Source organism: Actinomadura sp. 7K534, assembly GCF_004348575.1.
Classification (GTDB): Bacteria; Actinomycetota; Actinomycetes; order Streptosporangiales; family Streptosporangiaceae; genus Spirillospora; species Spirillospora livida.
The window spans coordinates 26998-44312 of the sequence record NZ_SMKB01000013.1; the positions used below are offsets into that span (position 1 = coordinate 26998).

Sequence of the window (17315 nt, forward strand, 5' to 3'; positions counted from 1 at the left end):
TGCTTTACCTTGGAGCATGTTAAAGATTCTGTACATGGGAGCGGGTCGTGTCGTCCGAAGAGAAACGCGCGTGGATCTACCTCGTGGTCGGCGCCGGCGTCGCCGCGGTCTACTTCGCGGCCGTCCTGTCGAAGGTGCCGGGCGCGGACGTCGCGCAGATCGCCTACGTGCGGCCGATGCTCATCGCCATCGGCGCCGCGATCGGCCTGGCCATCGTCGCGGGCATCGCGGTCGCCGTCGCGTCGCCGAAGGAGGCCGGGCGGGTGGACGAGCGCGACCGGCGGATCCACCGGCTGGGCGAGTACGTCGGCTTCTACGTCATGAGCGTCGCCGCGATCGTCCCGCTCGTCCTGGCGATGACGGAGGCGGCCCACTTCTGGATCGCCAACACGCTGTACCTGGCGTTCGTCCTGGCCGCGCTCGCCTCGTCGACAGTGAAGATCGTCCTGTACCGGCGGGCCTGGTAGCCATGGTCAAACCCACGAGGGTCACGAACTCGATCAGGGCGCTGCGGTTCGCGAACGGCGAGATGACGCAGGCGGAGCTGGCCGACCGCGTCGGGGTGACCCGGCAGACCGTCATCGCGATCGAGCAGGGCCGCTACTCGCCGTCGCTGGAGGTGGCCTTCAAGATCGCCCGAGTGTTCGGCGTGCCGCTCGACGACGTCTTCGCCTACCCCGACACCGACCCCTGACCACCCGGCCTGGATCGAGGCGACCCATGACGAAGACGACGATGATCGCGATCGTCCGAGATGCCTACTGCGCGCCGGCCCGACTGGAGCTGCGTGAAGTGCCCGTCCCGACCATCGGCGCCGAAGACGTGCTCGTCCGCGTCGAGGCCGCCGGTGTCGACCAGGGGGCGTGGCACGTCACCACCGGCCGGCCCTACCTGGTGCGCGCCGGCTTCGGGCTGCGACGCCCCAAGAACCCCGTCCCCGGCATGGACGTCGCCGGACGCGTAGAAGCCATCGGCGCCGACGTCACCCGGTTCCGTCCCGGCGACGAGGTCTACGGCACCTGCGACGGCGCCTACGCCGAGTACGCCCGCGCCCACCAGGGCAAGCTCGCCCCCAAGCCGACCACCCTCACCTTCGCCCAGGCCGCCACCGTGCCCATCTCCGCCTGCGCCGCCCTCCACGGACTTCGCGACGCGGGCCGCCTCACCGCCGGGCAGCGGGTTCTCGTCACGGGCGCCGGCGGCGGCGTGGGCAGCTTCGCCGTCCAGCTCGCCAAGACCTACGACGCCGAGGTCACCGGCGTGTGCCGCACAGCGAAGACCGACCTGGTCCGCTCCCTCGGCGCCGACCACGTCATCGACCGCACCCGGGAGGACTTCACCACCGGCACCGGCCGGTACGACCTCATCCTCGACACCGCCGGGAACCGCCCTCTGAGAGGGCTGCGCCGCGCCCTCACACCTCGCGGCACGCTCGTCATCGTCGGCGGCCCCGGGGAGGGGCGCGTGCTCCAGGGCTTCGACCGCACGATCCGGGCGGTGCTGCTGTCACCCTTCGTCCGCCAGCGCCTGACCGGCCTCATCTCCACCGAGTCCGCCGACGACCTGCGCACCCTGACCGACCTCATCGACTCCGGCGCCGTCACCCCGGCCCTGGACCGCACCTACCCCCTGGCCGAGACCCCCGACGCCCTCAGCGCCCTGAGAGCCGGCCACCCCACCGGCAAATTGGCCGTGACCATCTCAGCGTGAGGGGTCACGCGTTCTCAGGCTCCTGTGCGGCCGGGGCCGTTCCCGTGATGATGGGGACGGAGCGAAAGCCCTTGGTGACGAGCCAAATGCCCAGGGACGCTTCCCAAACGATTTCCGGCGCCGTGAACAGGAAATTCACCGGGGACTGCTGCTCGTAGGCGCCGAAAAGGACAGCGGTCGCAGTGGCGCAGGCGATGGGGCCTCCGATGAGGCCGATGAGCGCCATGGGGCGGGGCACCAGACCCGACCGGTACATCAGGTAGCCCAGCAGCAGCCCGTTGCCGAAGCCCGCACAGAACGCCGGACCGAGCAGGAACGTCTGGTCCCGCAACGCCACGAGCGACTCCCCGATCAGGGCGGCTTCGGGGCCGCCGCCCGCCAGGTCCTGCCGCAACGCCACGACGGCGAGCACGCTGACGATCCCGACCACGATGACGGTCGATTCGACGATCCGCAGGCCGACATAACCGAGGGCGATGCTTTCGCTCTGCCGCTTCAGAACGGGGAACAGCACGACCGCGGTGGCGATGTTCGCGACGGCGGTCAGGATTTCGAGGAGGGCTCCGATACGCACCTGCGTGTCGGAGCCCGCACCCAGGATGTAGTCCGCGTCATTGAGGACCGGGTCGTACAGCAGCACCGCCGGGATCGAGAAGACGAAGGTGAGGATGAACCAGACACCGGCGATCCTCGCGGTCCGCTGAACGGCGTCCACCGGTCTTTCCGGCACCCGGGCTTCGATCGTGTCCACGCGACTCTCCAAGGCTTCGATCCGCCCCGCCCGACTGCCGGGACAGTCGTAGGTAATCACGCGGAAAAGGGCCCTGTCCCCACCCGCCGATGGCCAGATCAAGCCTTACCGGTAGCACCCACCTGGACCGCCCGGCCTTCTGAATGTCCTCAGAAGGTCTTTCGGGAGTCGGCGTCCTGCTGGTCATGGAGCTTCTGGGAGTAGGCGGTAGTCGCGGCCATCGGCAGTGAGAAGCCCTTGATCTTAGGCAGCAGTTTCGTCCCCGGCGGGAGCCCGCCGCCCCAACCCGAACACCACAGGGACAGCGCCTTGTCGATGTCGAGGAGCTCGTCATAGCCCGTCTGCGGGACGCTGACGAGCGGCATTTCCGAGGGCAGAGACATCCCGCAGTACTTGGCCCACAGGTCGCGGCGCAGGTTGCGGACGACGCCGGTACCGACGGCGTCCAGGATCGCCACGGACAGTTCGGTGTCGGTGTAGAGGCTGCGCCGCATCGCGTTGGCCGACCCCACGATGCAGAAGACGTCATCGATGATCGTCACCTTGCAGTGCACGGTGGTGTCGGTCCAGCCGTAGAACTCCAGGCCGTCCAGGCCACTGGAACTGCCCAGGAGAAGCGGCGGCACGTGCGGGATCAGGTGGTTGTTGACCGCTTCGGCCAGATCCCCGCTCGGCGGATCGGCGGGATCGCCGCCGTGCAGCAGGATCACCTTGAGATCCGGCTTCGCCAGCAGCCGGGCGTTGATCCAGCCCATGATCTCCTGGCTGCTGAAGGCCTGGTCCGCGATGAAGATGTACTTCTCCGCCCGGCTGATCGCCTTCTCCAGCGCGACCTTGAATTCGAAGATTCCTTCGGGCGCGAAACTGATCGGTTCCTTCCTGAAGCCGGCACCCGCGGTGATGAGGGCCCGTATCGCTGAGTTCTTCTCGTACAGCCACTCGGGACCGGACGCGGAGAACCGCATCTGCGGGACGGTCCGGAGCACCTGGACATACGATCCGTGCCCATCACCCTGCGGCGGCTCCGGCGGATCGGGGATCTTCACGGCCGTCTTGAGCCGCGATTCGATCGCCAGCCCGTCGATCACAAAGCTCTCGGCCGGACGCTTGATGTTCTCTGCCCACAATTGCTGGAAGAACCGATGGATCGCGGCCGCGGAGGGCCCCGTGACCCGCACCGCTAGATCGTGCCAGGACAGGTCCATCCGGTTGATCACCGGGTCTATGCCGCCCGTGAAGGCGCGAGTGGACTTGTGATCCCCGGCCACCACCAGCTTGCAGTGCGTCGCGCCCATCGGGTGCGCGGCCAGGTTGACCATCACATTTCCGGCCCCCTGCTCCCCGAACCGGCTGCGCATCTCCGCGACGCTGAGCAGCGTATGCACGTTCAGCGGGCGGATACCGTCAAGCTGAGGAATCGGGAACCTGGCCGCGAACGGCGACACCCAGGCGAGGATCCGTACGTCGGCACCGGAGTGGTACAGATCCTCCAGTCGCCTGGCCAGCAACTTGCCACTCGGAAGCGTCAGCGCGGGAAAGTCCTGGCCGATCTTCGTCGGCTTGGTCAGGTCCTTCAGGAAGGGGAAGTTCTGGACCAGGGTGGTGCCGAACTCCCCGAGCGGCTGGATCTCGGTATCGGCCGAGAGCTTGGCCAGGCCGAGCCACCAAGCGGACAAGTACAGGTACCGGCCCTTCGCCTTCGACGTGAGCAGGGCTTCGATCTCGGCGTCCAGCGCATTGAAGTACGCCGTCCCGTTGATGTAGTAGTCGACGGCGTTACCGGAAAGTTCGCTGACGAACGCCTGCTGCGGCGCGCGCTCGCCATCGCTCCATTTACCCCGGTCCGTCTCGCGGGCCAGATATTTGCCGACCAGATCCTGCGCTTTCGTCGTGGGATCCATCCCCGTGCCCCCTTCTCCGGGCCTTCTGCCAAGGACCGACCTTGACGCTAAGGCCGCAATACACCCATCCGCCATGGACGACGAGGTAACACCTAACGCCGAGCACTGACCGATTCTGGACAGCCACCTGACGCGCCGTTCAACCAGAATGCGCTTTCCATGTCGAGTGCAGCCCATATCGGAAAATCTGGGCGGCGCAGAACGGGCACTCGTCCCCCGTACGAGCGCGAGACGGTCACATCGCCCGCTACGAAAGGATCAATTGACCGCAAGGCCGTCCGCCCACCGCGATCTCCGCTTGCGCGACACTCGGGCCGAACGTGGATGCAGCGCCCGATGACCGGCGGGCACGTCCTCGGACAGGGCGGCCAGCCGATCCAGGGCGATGGAGGCCAAAGCGCCGCTTAGCCACCCGACCAGCCGTAGCCCTCAGCGCACCAGCGCGACGCTCACACCCGACCACAGCCACACCCCGCTGGATCTTCCCGCCTGCGTCGTCATGCCTGCGGTGGAAGCTGAACCAGAGCCTTGCACGGGCCGGACTGGCCGGCCTACGTCTCGTCCTCCTCCGAACCCGCCTCGAGAGACCCATCGAGCCGGACAACCTTCGCCGTAACCGGGGCCATATCAGTGCCGCCGGCCAAGCATCCTGGCGCCGGACGCCGCGTACGGGGCTCCCTTCCGTACACGGGCGTCCCCTCGGCGTGCGCTGACCGATGATTTCTCCGCGCCGTGCTGGTCAGTACGCCGAATACCGACTAGTACCGACTCGCAGGAGGCTGACGCCATGCGGAAACTGACCTTCGGAATGAGCCTGAGCCTGGACGGCTACACCGCCGCGCCCGGCGACGACCTCGGCTGGAGCGTGCCGAGCGACGAACTGTTCCAGTTCTGGTCGGACCGAGTGGCGGCGACCGGCCTGGCGCTGTACGGACGCAGACTGTGGGAGACGATGAGTTCCCACTGGCCGACCGCCGACCAGCAGCCCGGAGCCACCCCGGCGCACAAGGAGTACGCCCGCCGCTGGCGGGACATGCCCAAGGCGGTGTTCTCCTCCAAGATCAGCACGGTCGACTGGAACGCCCGCCTGGTCACCGGCGACGCGGTCGCCGAGATCACCCGCCTCAAAGCCGAGGACGGCGGCCCCATGGACATCGGCGGCCCCACACTCGCCGCAGCGGCCATGCGGGCCGGCCTGATCGACGAGTACGCGATCGTCACCCACCCGGTCCTGGTGGGCGGCGGCACTCCCTTCTTCCCGGCCCTGGACAACTGGGTGAACCTCACCCTCACGGAAACCCGGACCTTCCCCGGCGGCGTACTCCTGACCAGATACGAAACCAAGCGCTAACCCCCCGCCCTCGAACCACCCGCGCTCCAGACCACCCAAACCCCCCGGCGCTGCAGTCCACAGTCGTCCACACTCGTCTGCTGACCTGCTAGGCAGTTCTCCCGGACGTCCTCGTGTTCCACACTCGTCCAGCCCCGGCCAGAGTTGCCGTTAACCCTCGCGTTAGCGACCTTCATCCGCGCTGTGCTTCTCGTCGGCGTCGGCGTCGGCGTCGTCGTCGTCGTCGACCGGCCGTAGCCGCACGCGTGCCGCATGTACAGGGGCGAACCGTCGACCTTCCGCCTTCTAGGTCACAACGTCTGAGTGCTGCACTGACCTGCGAAAACCTAGGTCACCCACGAGCGAGCCGATTAGCGGATTGCGGTTCCCATAACTCGGCACGCTGCGCCGTGTAAGAACTACTTAGCGCGTGCGGTGTCAAGTCTCCAGTGCGCTGGCCGGCTTCGCTCTCGGATTTGCGGATCGCCGGACGGGTTTTAAGGAGTGAGCAGGGCGGTGGGCTGGCTCATCAGGGTTACGGCGGCTTCGCAGATCGCCGCGGCGAGTTGCGGGGCGCGGTCGGCGGGCAGTGCTCCCGCGTTGATTCGCAGGTGGCGCTGGTTGCCGGGGGACAGGAAGAAGGGCTGTCCGGCCGCCAGCAGGAATCCCCGTTGCGCCGTGGCCTCGACCACCCGATCGGCGTCGCAGCCGCCGGGCAGGGTCACCCAGACGTGCAGCCCGTCGGTGTCGAGTTCGGGGACGAGAAGCTCGATGTCCCGGGAGGCGCCGGTGTGCCGGATGGCCTCGCGGACGGCGGCGCGGCGGCGCGCGTACTCCGTGCGGGCCGTCGCCAGGAGGTCGTCGATCTCGGGGTCGGTCAGCACCGCCGCCAGCACGCGTTGCGAGGTCTGGGACGTCCACCCGTCGGCGAAGGACTTGGCCAGCGTGAGCGGATGCCGGATCGGCTGCCTGGCGAGGGCCGCCGAAAGGCGGAGGTCGGGAGCGATGGACTTGGAGAAGGAACGGAGGTAGACGACGCGTTCCCGCAGTCTGGGATCGGTGTACAGCGAGCCCGCCCGGGACGACGCGGCCTCGGCGAACTGGTCGTCCTCGATGACCCATACGTCGGGGTGGGGGGTGAGGACGTCGGCCAGAGCGCGTCTGCGTTCGGCTGTCCAGCAGCAGCCGGTCGGGCTGTGCGCGCGGGGTGTGAACAGCACGGCCGAGACACCCGCGTCGATGGCGCCGCGCAGCCCCTCGACGGTCACCCCCGCCCCGTCCAGGGGCATGGGGACCAGGTTCAGCCCGTGGAACTCCAAGGTGTCCATGGCGGTTTGGTAACCGGGCTCCTCGACGCCGACCAGGACGGTTTCGCCGGGGGAGCGCCGCTGCAGCAGCCCGGCCAGCAGCGCCAGGAACTGCTGTGTGGAGCCACCGATGAGCAGGTCGTCCGCCTCGGCGATGATCCCGTCGTCGGAGAGCCGTCCGACGAGCGCCTCGGCCAGTTCCGGCTCGGTGCTCAGCGTCGCCGGGTACTCCAGGTTCTGAGCCCGCAGCCGGGCGGCGACGTCCCCGTACGCGCGCTTGACGACGGCCAGTGGCAACAGCGACGGGTCCGGGCCTCCGCGCGTGAGGTCCCGTGCGGAGGGATGGCTGCGCTTCAGCCGCGCCTCGGTCTGGGCGAGGACCTGGCGTCGCCAAGCACTCCCGCCGCGGGCGGGCGGCACGGTCTCACTCGTACGGGGAGTCGGTGCCGCCTGCGCGATCTCCGGGGTTTCGGTGATGAACGTGCCGCGGCCGGCCTCCCCGTGGACCAGTCCGAGTTCGCCCAGCCGGGTGTAGACGCTCATCACGGTCGTGACGCTGAGGCCGAGGTCGGTCGCCAGCTGCCGGACCGACGGCAGTCGCTCGCCGGGACGCAGTTCACCCGTCCGGATCGCCTGGGCCATCTCGTGTGCGGCCCGCTCGTAGAGCGGACGCCCGTTGCCTGACGAGTTGCGCAGGGCTGCTATCCGCTGTTGCACCTCAAGCATCACGCACACATTCTACCAGTACGCACTCACTTACGATTGCAAGGACGAATCACCAGTGAGGTTCCTGTCCGCTGAAGGCCCGTAGGCGTAAGGCTTCTCGCGCTACCGGCCTTTCCCTGCGGTGCTCGCGCTTCGTTCGGCTGGCGCAGCGAGAGGGGCCTGTGCGCGGGGTGAATGTACTCGGAACGTATTGACGGTGTTATGCAAGCATGGCACCGTGACCTCGGTTCTCACCGCCGTACCGCCTGCCCGGTCGGCCCGGGCGCCACCGCGTCCCCACGATGCGCGCGGGAGTACGGCGACCGTTCGCAGCACAGGAGGCGTCGCCCATGCAATCCCATCTGACCGCCACCGGGGACATCGTCCTCACCAGGTCCCTCGGCGAGATGCCCGCAGATGCCGGGTTCGCAGCGCTTCAGGAGGTGCTCGGGGCGTCCTCTTGCGTGCTGTCGAGCGTGGAGCTGCCGTTCTCCGACCGGGGCCATCCGTCCGATCGCCTCCTCAACTTCCGGGCGCGCCCGGAACTCGTCCACGAACTGGCCGCCTTCAACCTGGGGGTTGCGACGCTCGCCAACAACCACAGCTCTGACTACGGCTGGGACGCCCTGCAAGACACCGTGCGGAGGTTGCGCTCGGTGGGGGTGACGCCGATCGGTGCGGGGGAGGATCTGGCGGCCGCCCAGGAGCCCGCCGTCCTGGAGATCGCGGGTCGTCGCGTCGGGATCCTCGCCTGGTCCTGCCTGCTTCCGCTGGGAGCCGCGGCGGGGCCGTCCAAGCCGGGCATTTCACCGGTGCACGTGGACACCGAATGGGTGGTGAACGGGGAGTTCCAGCTGGAGGAGCCGGGGGTGCCGCCGGTCGTGCGCACACGGGTGCGCCCGGCCGACCACGAGCGGGTCATCGGCCGCGTGCGGGAACTGCGGGAACGCGTCGACGTCCTGGTCGTCACGGTCCACTGGGGTTTCGGCTTCGGAAGCGCGCGTGCCGAGTACCAGCAGGTCTTCGGGCACGCGCTCGTCGATGCTGGGGCCGACATCGTCCTCGGCCACCACGTGCACGCTCCACAGGGCGTGGAGGTGTACCGGGACAGGGTCATCGTGTACAGCCCGGGGAACTTCGTCGCCCAGCAGCCGAGGGAGAACATCACCCCGGAGATCGAAGCGATCTACAACGCGTTCAGCAGGGACGCCTTCGTCACGGTCGCCGACCTGGCCGGCGACGTGCCTCGCGTGTCGCTGGTGCCGATCATGACGAGTGACCATGGGCTCCCGGTCCTGCCCGGCCCCGCGGACACCCGTCGCATAGCGGATCGGCTGGCACGCGAGTCTGCGCAACTCGGCACGGTCGTGTCGTTCGACGGCGCCCGTGTGAACGTCACGGGCTGAGCCGCGCCCGCCGTGCTCGCCGTGTTCGCCGGGGCGGGCACGGCGGACGGCCGCCACGGCGTGCCACGGTGTTCTGCTTAGAGCGTGCTGATTGTCATGCATACATCCTCTAGACACCAAGATGACAAGGGGTGTACGTTCGGCGGAACCTGCCGGTGAGAGCACCGGTGGACGAAGGACCGTGTTGGTGAACGGGCCGACAGAACGGAGCCAGTAATGAATCTCGGGAGAGGACCGCTGAGCCGCCGTCGCTTCCTCGCCGCGGCCGGCCTCGCATCGGCCCTCGCGCTCACCGGCTGCGGCGGCGGCGAGGCGAAGGGCGCGGACGAGAAGTCGGTGGCGCTGGTCACCCCGCAGAAGGCGGGGGACGGCGGGCCGACCGACAACCTGGTCTCCGGACTGGCGACGCTGAAGGCGGCCGGTTACTCCACCCGCCACGTCGCCGCGCCGGACCCCTCCTCGCACGAGTCGACGCTGCGCAACCTGGCTCAGTCGGGGACGCCCGTGATCGTCGTGTCGTTCTCGGACTTCACGCAGGTGCTCAAGACCGTGGCGCCCGACTTCCCCAAGACCAAGTTCGTGCACATCTACTCCGACCCGTACAAGCCGGAGATGCCGAACGTCCAGACGGTCTCCTTCGACACGCAGGGCCCCTCGTACCTGGCCGGCGTGCTGGCCGCCACCGTGTCGAAGACGGGCGTCATCGGCTTCATCGGCGGAACCGCGATCCCCTCGCTGTACGCCGACTACCACGCGTTCGAGGCGGGAGCCAAGGCCACCCGCGCCGACATCGCCCTCAAGAGCGCGTTCGTCGGGTCCTTCGGCGATCCGGTGAAGGGGCAGCAGATCGCCCAGACCATGTTCAACAACAAGGTCGATGTGGTGCTCGCCTACGCGGGCGGTTCCTCCGTCGGCGTCGTGAAGGCCGCCGACCAGGCCAAGACCCACGTCATCTACGACAACGTGGAAAGCGACCAGACCGCCGGCAGCGTGATCGCGATCGCGTCGCAGCACTATGGCGGCACCATGGCCAAGCGGGTGCGCGGCATCGACGACGGGAGCTGGAAGCCCGGCGGCACCGTGGCGGGGCTCGCTGACGACGGTACCTTCCTGGACCGTGCCAAGAAGTTCCGGGCCGAAGCCGGGGCCCCGGACCTGGACTCGGCGTTCAAGAAGGTCGACGAGACCAAGCAGAAGATCGTCGATGGCTCCATCGACGTCCCGTTCAACACCGATCCCGTCTGAGCGAGCCATGCAGGCCCCACCTGACGAGAACACGGAACAAGCTCCGGCGGGCGCGCCGTCCCGCGCTGGAGCGGCCGTCGCCTGCCGGGACGTCTCGGTACGGTTCGGCGACTTCCGCGCCCTGGACGGCGTCAGCGGAACCTTCCCCCCGGGAAAGGTGCACGTTATCGTCGGCCAGAACGGCGCCGGCAAGACGACCTTCGCGCGCGTGCTGGCCGGGCTGGTCGAACCTTCCGGCGGCACCGTCCGGGTGGGAGAGCACCTGCTCACCGGAGGGAACGTCGCCGAGTCCAGGAGGCAGGGCGTCGAGCTGGTGCACCAGCACTTCGCGCTGCCCGCGGACTTCACCGTGGCCCAGGCGCTGGAACTGTTCAACGATGAGAGCCGTCCCTTCGGCGGCTTCTCCAAGGCCCGGTTGCACCGCAGGGCACGGACCCTGCTGGAGAGCGGAGGCGCCGACGTCGCCGCGGACGCGGTGATCGGCAGGCTGCCGATCGAGACGATGCAGGCGGTCGAGATCGCCCGCGCGCTCGCCTCCGACCCGCGTGTGCTGATCTTGGACGAACCGACGGCGGTACTGCCGCCCCCCGCGATGCGGGGGCTGTTCGGCCGGCTGCGCGAACTGGCCGCGGCGGGGCTGTGCGTGATCGTGGTGCTGCACAAGCTGGACGAGGTGTTCGCCGTCGCCGACACCGTCACCGCGCTGCGGGCCGGCAGGCTCGTCCTGGAGCCCACGCCGATCGCCGACCTGTCGCCGGCGGAGCTGTCGCGGGCCATCATCGGCGACGCCCCGGTCAAGGAGGTGCCGTCCGTCGCGGAGCCCGCGCCGGACGCCCCGGCGGTGCTGAGCACCGCCCGGCTGACCGCGCGGTCCGGCTCGCATGACGCCGCCGCGACCGACGTGTCGCTGGAGATCCGCGCGGGTGAGATCGTGGGCGTCGCCGGGGTCGAGGGCAACGGCCAGCGCAGCCTCGTCGAGGCGCTCGTCGGGATGTCGCCGCTCCGCGGCGGGACGGTGTCCCTCGGCGGCGCCGACGTCTCGAACGCCTCGGTGCGGCGCCGCCGCGACCACGGCCTGCGCGTCATCCCCTTCGAGCGCAACGTGGAAGGGGTCAGTCTCAGCAGCGCGCTGTGGGAGAACCATGCCGCCCCGCGGCGCGCCGGTGACGGCCCGCTGCTGAATCCGAGGGCGCTGCGCGAACGATGCCGGGAGGCGTTGGACCGGTGGCGGGTCGCCTACCGGAGCGAGACGCAGCCGGCCGGGAACCTGTCCGGCGGCAACGTCCAGAAGACCGTGCTGGCGCGCGAGATCACCGGTGACGTGCGGCTCCTCATCGCGGCGCATCCGACGCGCGGGCTGGACATCGCCGCGGCCGGGGACGTCCGGGCGGCGCTGGTGGACGCGGCGGCGTCCGGTGCGGCCGTCCTCGTCGTCAGCGCGGACCTGGAGGAGATGTTCGAGGTGTGCCATCGCGTACTGGTGATGTTCGCCGGGCGGGTGGTGGCCGAGTTCGACCGGCCCTTCGACATGGACCGGGTGGGCGGCGCGATGGTGAGGGGTGAGGGCGCGTGAGACAGCTGCCCAAGCCGGCCGCGGCCCGGCCCGTCGGGGTCATCGCCGCTTCGCTGCTGCTGGTCGTCGGGATCTTCGCCGTGTCCGGCTACGACGTGGGGGCGATCGTCGCGGGGACGGTCGACGGCAGCGTCGGCTCGGCGGCCGCGTGGACGCAGACGATCCGCTGGGCCATCCCGCTGCTCATCATCGCGCTCGGGGTCGGCCTCGCGTTCCAGGCCGGTTACTTCAACATCGGTGCCCAGGGCCAGATGTACGTCGGGGCGATCGGCTCCCTCGCGGTCGGCCTGGCGTGGCGGGACGGTCCGGCGCTTGTCGTGGTCCCGTGCGCCTTCGCCGTCGGGATCGCACTCGGTGCGTTGTGGTCGCTGGTGCCCGGCCTGCTGCGGACCCGCCTCGGCGCCGACGAGGTCGTGACCAGCCTGATGATGAACTTCATCGCGGTGCTGCTGCTGGAGTGGGTCTGCACGGGTCCCCTGAAGAGCCGCGACGGCACCGGCCAGGCCGCCACCACCGACCCGCTGCCGGCGGGCTTCCGGCTCAGCGACGGCAGCGGCGTCTCGCCGACGCTGCTGGTCCTGTGCGCCCTCCTGGTGGCGGGAGCCGTGATCTTGACCGGCCGCACGCGGCTGGGCCTGGAGATCCGCCTCGTGGGCCGCAACCCGGTGATGGCGCAGTGGATGGGCATCCGCGCTTCCAGGGTCGGCCTGGTGGTCTTCGCGCTGAGCGGCGCGGCGGCCGGGCTCGCGGGCGCCGTCGAGGCGTTCGGCCCGTCGGGCGGACTGCGGGTCGGCTTCTCACCGCAGGTCGGCTTCATGGCGGTCATCGTGGCGCTGGTCGCCGCGTTCGGCCCGATCCGGACGCTGCTGGCCGCGGTGTTCTTCGGCGCGCTGCGCGCGGCCACGATCTACCTGCCGATCGTGAGCGACCTGCCGCAGGCGGGCCTCGACATGCTCAACGGGACGGTCGCGCTGTGGATCACCGTGTCCGCGGTGCCCGTCCTGCTGAAACGCCGGCGAGCGCGAGCCGCCGCCCGCGCCGGCGATCGACCCGGTGAGCCCGCTCGCCGCGATCCGGAGGTGGTGAGTTCTCGTGGTTGACTTCGTGGTGACCTGCCTGCAGGCGGCGACCCCCATCTGGCTTGCGGCGTTGGCCGGGATGTTCGCCCAGCGCAGCGGCATCCTGCACCTCGGGCTGGAGGGACTGCTGCTCAGCGGTGCGTTCGTGGCGACCGCCACGGCCATCCGCACCGGTTCCATCCTCCTGGCCGTCGGTGCCGCCATCGTGGTGAACCTGCTGCTGTCCCTGCTGTTCTGGGTCCTGGTCACGCGCTTCAAGGCGAACGTGCTCATCGTCGGGCTCGGCCTGTCGATGAGCGCCGCGGGGGCGACGGGCTTCGCGCTGGTGGCCTTCTTCGACACCGAGGCCGCCATCCAGTCGCCCATCGGGCTCCCGCGCCCGCTGGCCGGGTTCGGGGGGCCGCTCGCGGGCCTGTCGGTGCTGACGTTCGCGGCGTTCGCGCTCACCTGGCTCTCCTGGTGGGTGATCCGGCGGACCCGGGCGGGCCTGCGGCTCAGCGCCTGCGGCAGCGACCCGTTCGCGGCGCGCAGCGCCGGGGTGCCGGTGGACCTCTACCGGATGGCGTCCCTGCAGGTCGGCGGGCTGCTGTGCGCGCTGGCCGGCGCGGAGCTGTCGCTGGCGCAGGTGCGTTCCTTCTCCGACAACATCGCGCAGGGACGCGGCTACCTGGCCTTCGCGGCGGTCCTGCTCGGCGGGCTGGCCCCGATCGGGGTGTCGGTCGCGGCGGTGTTCTTCGGGTCCGCGCTGGCGTTCGGCATCCAGTCGCAGCTCGACTTCAACGACGTCCTGCCCCCGCAGTTCGTCCTGATGCTGCCCTACGCGGCGACCATCGCCGCCATCTCGGCGACGGTCGTGGTCAAGCGGCGCAGGGGAGAACAACCGACGCTGGTGATGGAGCGAACACTGTGAGCCGTGTCGTCCTCGCCGGGGCGCTCGACACCAAGGGCGCCGAGTACGCCTACGTCCGCGATCTCCTGGTTGAGGCGGGCCTGCGTCCACTGCTGGTCGATGTGGGCGTCCGAGGGGATCCGCAGACCAGGCCCGACGTGACCCGCGCGGAGGTGGCACGGGCGGCGGGCCGTGCCGTGGGCGAGATCGCCGGGCTTCCCACTCGCGGGGAGGCCCTGGCCGCCATGGCGGAAGGGGTGGCCGCCCTGCTGGGATCCCTGCGGGACACCGGCGAGGTGGACGCCGCCTTCGGCATGGGCGGCTCCGGAGCGCTGAGCGTGCTGGCCCCCGGCTTCCGGGCGCTGCCGCTGGGCGTGCCCAAGATGATCGTCACCACGATGGCGTCCGGGGACACCCGTCCGCACGTGGGGGCCAGCGATCTGCTGCTGGTCCCCTCGATCGTGGACATCGCCGGGCTCAACACGTTGAGCCGCTTCGTCCTCGACCGGGCGGTTGCGATGCTGGGAGCCCAACTGGGCCGGCCGGTCCCGTCCGCCGCGGGGCGGGACGGAACGCCGATGGTGGCCGCCAGCATGTTCGGGGTGACGACCGTCGGCGTGTCCCGCGCCTGCCGGACGCTGGAGGCACGGGGCCTGGACGTGCTGGTGTTCCACGCCAACGGGCTCGGCGGCAGGACGCTGGAGTCGCTGGCCGCGGACGGATGGCTGTCCGGCGTGCTCGATCTCACCACCACGGAACTGGCCGACGACCTGGCCGGCGGCGTGGCGAGCGCGGGGCCGGACCGGCTGGCCGCCGCGGGCCGGCGGGGGATCCCGCAGGTCGTGTCCACCGGGGCGCTGGACATCGTCAACTTCGGCGCGCCCGAGACCGTACCGGAACCGTACCGGGAGCGGCGGCTGTACCCGCACAACGCCACGGCGACGCTGATGCGCACCGATCCGCGGGAGGCGGCCGCGCTCGGCGAGCGGCTCGGCGCGAAGGTGTCGGCCGCGCGCGGGCCGGTCACGCTGCTGCTGCCGACCGGCGGGCTCTCCGCCCTGTCGGAGCCGGGCGGGGCGTTCCACTGGCCGGAGGCCGACGCGGCGCTCGAACGGGCCTTGCTGGACTCGCTGGCCCCGCACGTCGCCGTGGAGCGTTCCCCGGCGGCGCTGAACACCCCGGAGTTCGGCGAGCGGGCGGCGCGGCTGCTGCTGACCCTGCTGGCCAGTACACCACCAGTACATTGACGCCACACAATAAGTGGACATTTGGCCATACATAGCAGTACGGTCATGAACCAGAAGAAGATCGACGAAGGAGAGGACGGGAAGTGCGCGACGACTGCGACGTCCTGATCGTCGGGGCCGGCCCCTCGGGCGCGGTCGCCGCGCAGGAGTTCGCCCGCGCCGGTATGCGGGTCACGTGCCTGGAGCAGGGCGACTGGCCCGACTACGAGAAGGCCCGCGCGGGCCACGCCGACTTCGAACTCACGTCCCGCAAGTACTGGAACTGGGACCCGAACCAGCGCCGTGCCGCCGGCGACTACCCCATCGACGACACCGAGTCGGACATCACCGCCCTGATGTACAACGGCGTGGGCGGCGGCACCGTCCTGTACGCGGCCCACTGGGAGCGCTTCCTCCCCTCGGACTTCCGCACCCGCACCATGGACGGCGTCGGAGACGACTGGCCCATCGGGTACTGGGACCTGGAGCCCTACTACGACGAGGTCGAACGGCAATTCGCCGTGAGCGGCCTTGAGGGCGACCCCGCGCTTCCCCCCACCACGCCGCCGCCGCTGCCGCCCGTGCCGCTCAACAAGCTCGGGCGGCGGGGCGCGGAGGCGCTGAACAAGCTCGGCTGGCACTGGTGGCCCGGCAGCAACGCCATCGCCACCGCCGACTACGGCCCGCTGCACGCGTGCGCGCAGCGGACCGCCTGCCCCTTCGGCTGCCCCACCGGTGCCAAGGCGTCCGCGGACCGCACCCACTGGCGGGCACTGGCCAAGGACCAGGTGCGCCTGACGGTCCGGGCGACGGTCGAACAGGTGCTCCTGGACGACCGGGGCCGCGCGACCGGTGTCACCTACCTCGACGCCGACGGCGTGCGGCACGAGATCCGCGCCGGGGTGGTGGTGCTGTGCGCCAACGCGATCGGCACGACCCGCATCCTGCTCGCTTCGGCCGACGGGACCGGCGTCGCCAACTCCAGCGGCCTCGTCGGCAGGCGCCTGATGATGCACCCCTTCGGGAACGCGATCGGGATCTTCGACGAGGACCTGGAGTCCTGGCGCGGGCCGCTCGGCCAGTACCTGCACTCCCTGGAGTTCTACGAGACCGACCGCTCGCGCGGTTTCGTGCGCGGCGCGAAATGGAACCTGCTCCCCTCCGGCGCGCCGCTGTCCTTCATGCTGCCGGGCACCTGGGGCGACGAGCCCGTATGGGGCGCGAACTTCACCCGGCTGCTGCGCGAACGGCACGGCCATTCGGCGATCTGGGGGGTCATCTGCGAGGACCTGCCCGATCCCGCGAACCGGGTGCTGCTGGACGAGCAGGCCGCCGCGGACGGCGTCCCGGGGGTGCGGATCCAGTACCGCACGTCCGACAACAGCCGGGCCATGATGGCCTGGCACCTGGAGCGCCTGTCCGAGGTGCTCGACGCCATGGGGGCCAAGCAGAAGATCTTCAACCCGAACCTGCGCGGCACGGGATGGCACCTGATGGGCACGGCCGTGATGGGCGAGGACCCGGACGCCTCCGTGGTGGACCCGCACGGCCGGTGCCACGACGTTCCCAACCTGTACGTCTTCGACGGCTCGGTCTTCCCGACGTCCTCGGGCGTGAACCCCACCGCGACCATCGCGGCCAACGCGCTGCGCTGCGCCCGGTCCCTGGTCGCCCACCGCCGCGACGTGGAGGTGCCCGCATGACGACCGCGAGGAAGGGCGAGGATCGGGGCACGACCGTGCCGCCGGACGCCCGCGTGCGGCTCGGACAGGTCGCGGACGCCATGATCGAGAGCGGCGCCGGGCTGCCGTCCGGGGTGCAGGCCGGCGTGCACACCGACCTGCTCGACCAGGTGGTCAAGACGCGTCCCGATCTGGTCGCACCGCTGCTGAGGGCGCTCGACGAGCTGGGTCCCGACCCCGGCCTGGCGGCGGTCGAGCGCCTGGCCGAACGGCGACTGGAGCTGTACGAGGCGCTCGCGCTGGTCGTCGCGGGCGGCTACCTGATGTCCTCGCGCGTCACCGCGCCGCTCAAGTACCGCTTCGCCGAGATCAAGATCGTCGATCCACGGGACATCGCGGTCGTCGTCGAGGAGGGCCTCCTCGACGCGGTCGCCGAGCGCACGCCCTTCTACCGGCTGCCCCCGGACGCTCCGCCGGAGCACCGCCCGTGAACGGGCACCGGCACCGGCCG

The 17315-nt window shown here is 70.2% G+C and carries 15 protein-coding genes; 12 read left to right on the forward strand and 3 right to left on the reverse strand.

Translation table 11 applies throughout. The annotated features are described in order from the left end of the window. Positions 1 to 47 precede the first annotated feature (47 nt). Genes E1266_RS04955 through E1266_RS04965 form a run of 3 tightly spaced genes read left to right on the forward strand, consistent with a single transcriptional unit; the run spans position 48 to position 1710 of the window. Positions 48 to 467, forward strand: a complete 420-nt coding sequence (locus E1266_RS04955) for a hypothetical protein (protein ID WP_132044164.1) — start codon at positions 48 to 50, stop codon at positions 465 to 467. A gap of 2 nt (positions 468 to 469) precedes the next feature. Further along, on the forward strand, positions 470 to 694 hold the full coding sequence (locus E1266_RS04960) for a helix-turn-helix transcriptional regulator (RefSeq protein WP_132044166.1): 225 nt from the start codon (positions 470 to 472) through the stop codon (positions 692 to 694). A gap of 26 nt (positions 695 to 720) precedes the next feature. Then, a complete protein-coding gene (locus tag E1266_RS04965; protein WP_132044168.1) occupies positions 721 to 1710 on the forward strand; it encodes an NAD(P)-dependent alcohol dehydrogenase in 990 nt (329 codons plus the stop codon). Between the two features lie 4 nt (positions 1711 to 1714). Here the strand turns inward: E1266_RS04965 and E1266_RS04970 are convergent, their stop codons facing one another. Continuing rightward, on the reverse strand, positions 1715 to 2461 hold the full coding sequence (locus E1266_RS04970) for a DUF4386 domain-containing protein (RefSeq protein WP_207945425.1): 747 nt from the start codon (positions 2459 to 2461) through the stop codon (positions 1715 to 1717). A 149-nt stretch (positions 2462 to 2610) separates the two neighbouring features. Further along, complete coding sequence (locus tag E1266_RS04975; protein ID WP_165965937.1) at positions 2611 to 4362, reverse strand: phospholipase D family protein; 1752 nt, start codon at positions 4360 to 4362, stop codon at positions 2611 to 2613. A gap of 787 nt (positions 4363 to 5149) precedes the next feature. Here E1266_RS04975 and E1266_RS04980 point away from each other — a divergent pair. Next, entirely contained in the window at positions 5150 to 5713 is a 564-nt protein-coding gene (locus tag E1266_RS04980) for a dihydrofolate reductase family protein (RefSeq protein WP_132044172.1), read from the forward strand. 476 nt (positions 5714 to 6189) lie between these two features. Here E1266_RS04980 and E1266_RS04985 read toward each other — a convergent pair whose 3' ends face one another. After that, positions 6190 to 7725: a PLP-dependent aminotransferase family protein gene (locus E1266_RS04985; protein ID WP_132044174.1), complete on the reverse strand. Its 1536-nt coding sequence runs from the start codon at positions 7723 to 7725 to the stop codon at positions 6190 to 6192. Between the two features lie 329 nt (positions 7726 to 8054). Between E1266_RS04985 and E1266_RS04990 the strand changes: the two genes are divergently transcribed. The 8 genes from E1266_RS04990 to E1266_RS05025 all read left to right on the forward strand — a co-directional run bounded on the left by E1266_RS04990 (position 8055) and on the right by E1266_RS05025 (position 17295). After that, entirely contained in the window at positions 8055 to 9110 is a 1056-nt protein-coding gene (locus E1266_RS04990; RefSeq protein ID WP_165965939.1) for a CapA family protein, read from the forward strand. Between the two features lie 216 nt (positions 9111 to 9326). Then, a complete protein-coding gene (locus E1266_RS04995) occupies positions 9327 to 10355 on the forward strand; it encodes a BMP family ABC transporter substrate-binding protein (protein ID WP_132044178.1) in 1029 nt (342 codons plus the stop codon). A 7-nt stretch (positions 10356 to 10362) separates the two neighbouring features. Further along, complete coding sequence (locus E1266_RS05000) at positions 10363 to 11928, forward strand: ATP-binding cassette domain-containing protein (RefSeq protein WP_132044180.1); 1566 nt, start codon at positions 10363 to 10365, stop codon at positions 11926 to 11928. Then, positions 11925 to 13028, forward strand: a complete 1104-nt coding sequence (locus E1266_RS05005) for an ABC transporter permease (protein WP_132044182.1) — start codon at positions 11925 to 11927, stop codon at positions 13026 to 13028. The genes E1266_RS05000 and E1266_RS05005 overlap by 4 nt, the downstream gene beginning before the upstream one ends. Continuing rightward, positions 13021 to 13917: an ABC transporter permease gene (locus tag E1266_RS05010; RefSeq protein WP_132044184.1), complete on the forward strand. Its 897-nt coding sequence runs from the start codon at positions 13021 to 13023 to the stop codon at positions 13915 to 13917. The genes E1266_RS05005 and E1266_RS05010 overlap by 8 nt, the downstream gene beginning before the upstream one ends. After that, positions 13914 to 15143, forward strand: a complete 1230-nt coding sequence (locus tag E1266_RS05015; RefSeq protein WP_132044186.1) for a Tm-1-like ATP-binding domain-containing protein — start codon at positions 13914 to 13916, stop codon at positions 15141 to 15143. The genes E1266_RS05010 and E1266_RS05015 overlap by 4 nt, the downstream gene beginning before the upstream one ends. Positions 15144 to 15226: 83 nt before the next feature. Continuing rightward, positions 15227 to 16825 carry a GMC family oxidoreductase gene (locus E1266_RS05020; RefSeq protein ID WP_207945426.1) on the forward strand — a complete coding sequence of 533 codons (1599 nt, stop codon included), beginning with the start codon at positions 15227 to 15229 and terminating at the stop codon, positions 16823 to 16825. Beyond that, entirely contained in the window at positions 16822 to 17295 is a 474-nt protein-coding gene (locus E1266_RS05025) for a hypothetical protein (protein ID WP_132044188.1), read from the forward strand. The genes E1266_RS05020 and E1266_RS05025 overlap by 4 nt, the downstream gene beginning before the upstream one ends. Positions 17296 to 17315: the final 20 nt, after the last annotated feature.

What these genes read in the sequence shown, in the direction of transcription:
- E1266_RS05000 (WP_132044180.1), top strand. Translation starts at nt 10,363, where the DNA reads ATGCAGGCCCCACCTGACGAGAACACGGAACAAGCTCCGGCGGGCGCG.
- E1266_RS04995 (WP_132044178.1), top strand. Translation starts at nt 9,327, where the DNA reads ATGAATCTCGGGAGAGGACCGCTGAGCCGCCGTCGCTTCCTCGCCGCG.
- E1266_RS04990 (WP_165965939.1), top strand. Translation starts at nt 8,055, where the DNA reads ATGCAATCCCATCTGACCGCCACCGGGGACATCGTCCTCACCAGGTCC.
- E1266_RS04965 (WP_132044168.1), top strand. Translation starts at nt 721, where the DNA reads ATGACGAAGACGACGATGATCGCGATCGTCCGAGATGCCTACTGCGCG.
- E1266_RS04985 (WP_132044174.1), bottom strand. Translation starts at nt 7,725, where the DNA reads ATGCTTGAGGTGCAACAGCGGATAGCAGCCCTGCGCAACTCGTCAGGC.
- E1266_RS04975 (WP_165965937.1), bottom strand. Translation starts at nt 4,362, where the DNA reads ATGGATCCCACGACGAAAGCGCAGGATCTGGTCGGCAAATATCTGGCC.
- E1266_RS04980 (WP_132044172.1), top strand. Translation starts at nt 5,150, where the DNA reads ATGCGGAAACTGACCTTCGGAATGAGCCTGAGCCTGGACGGCTACACC.
- E1266_RS05025 (WP_132044188.1), top strand. Translation starts at nt 16,822, where the DNA reads ATGACGACCGCGAGGAAGGGCGAGGATCGGGGCACGACCGTGCCGCCG.
- E1266_RS04960 (WP_132044166.1), top strand. Translation starts at nt 470, where the DNA reads ATGGTCAAACCCACGAGGGTCACGAACTCGATCAGGGCGCTGCGGTTC.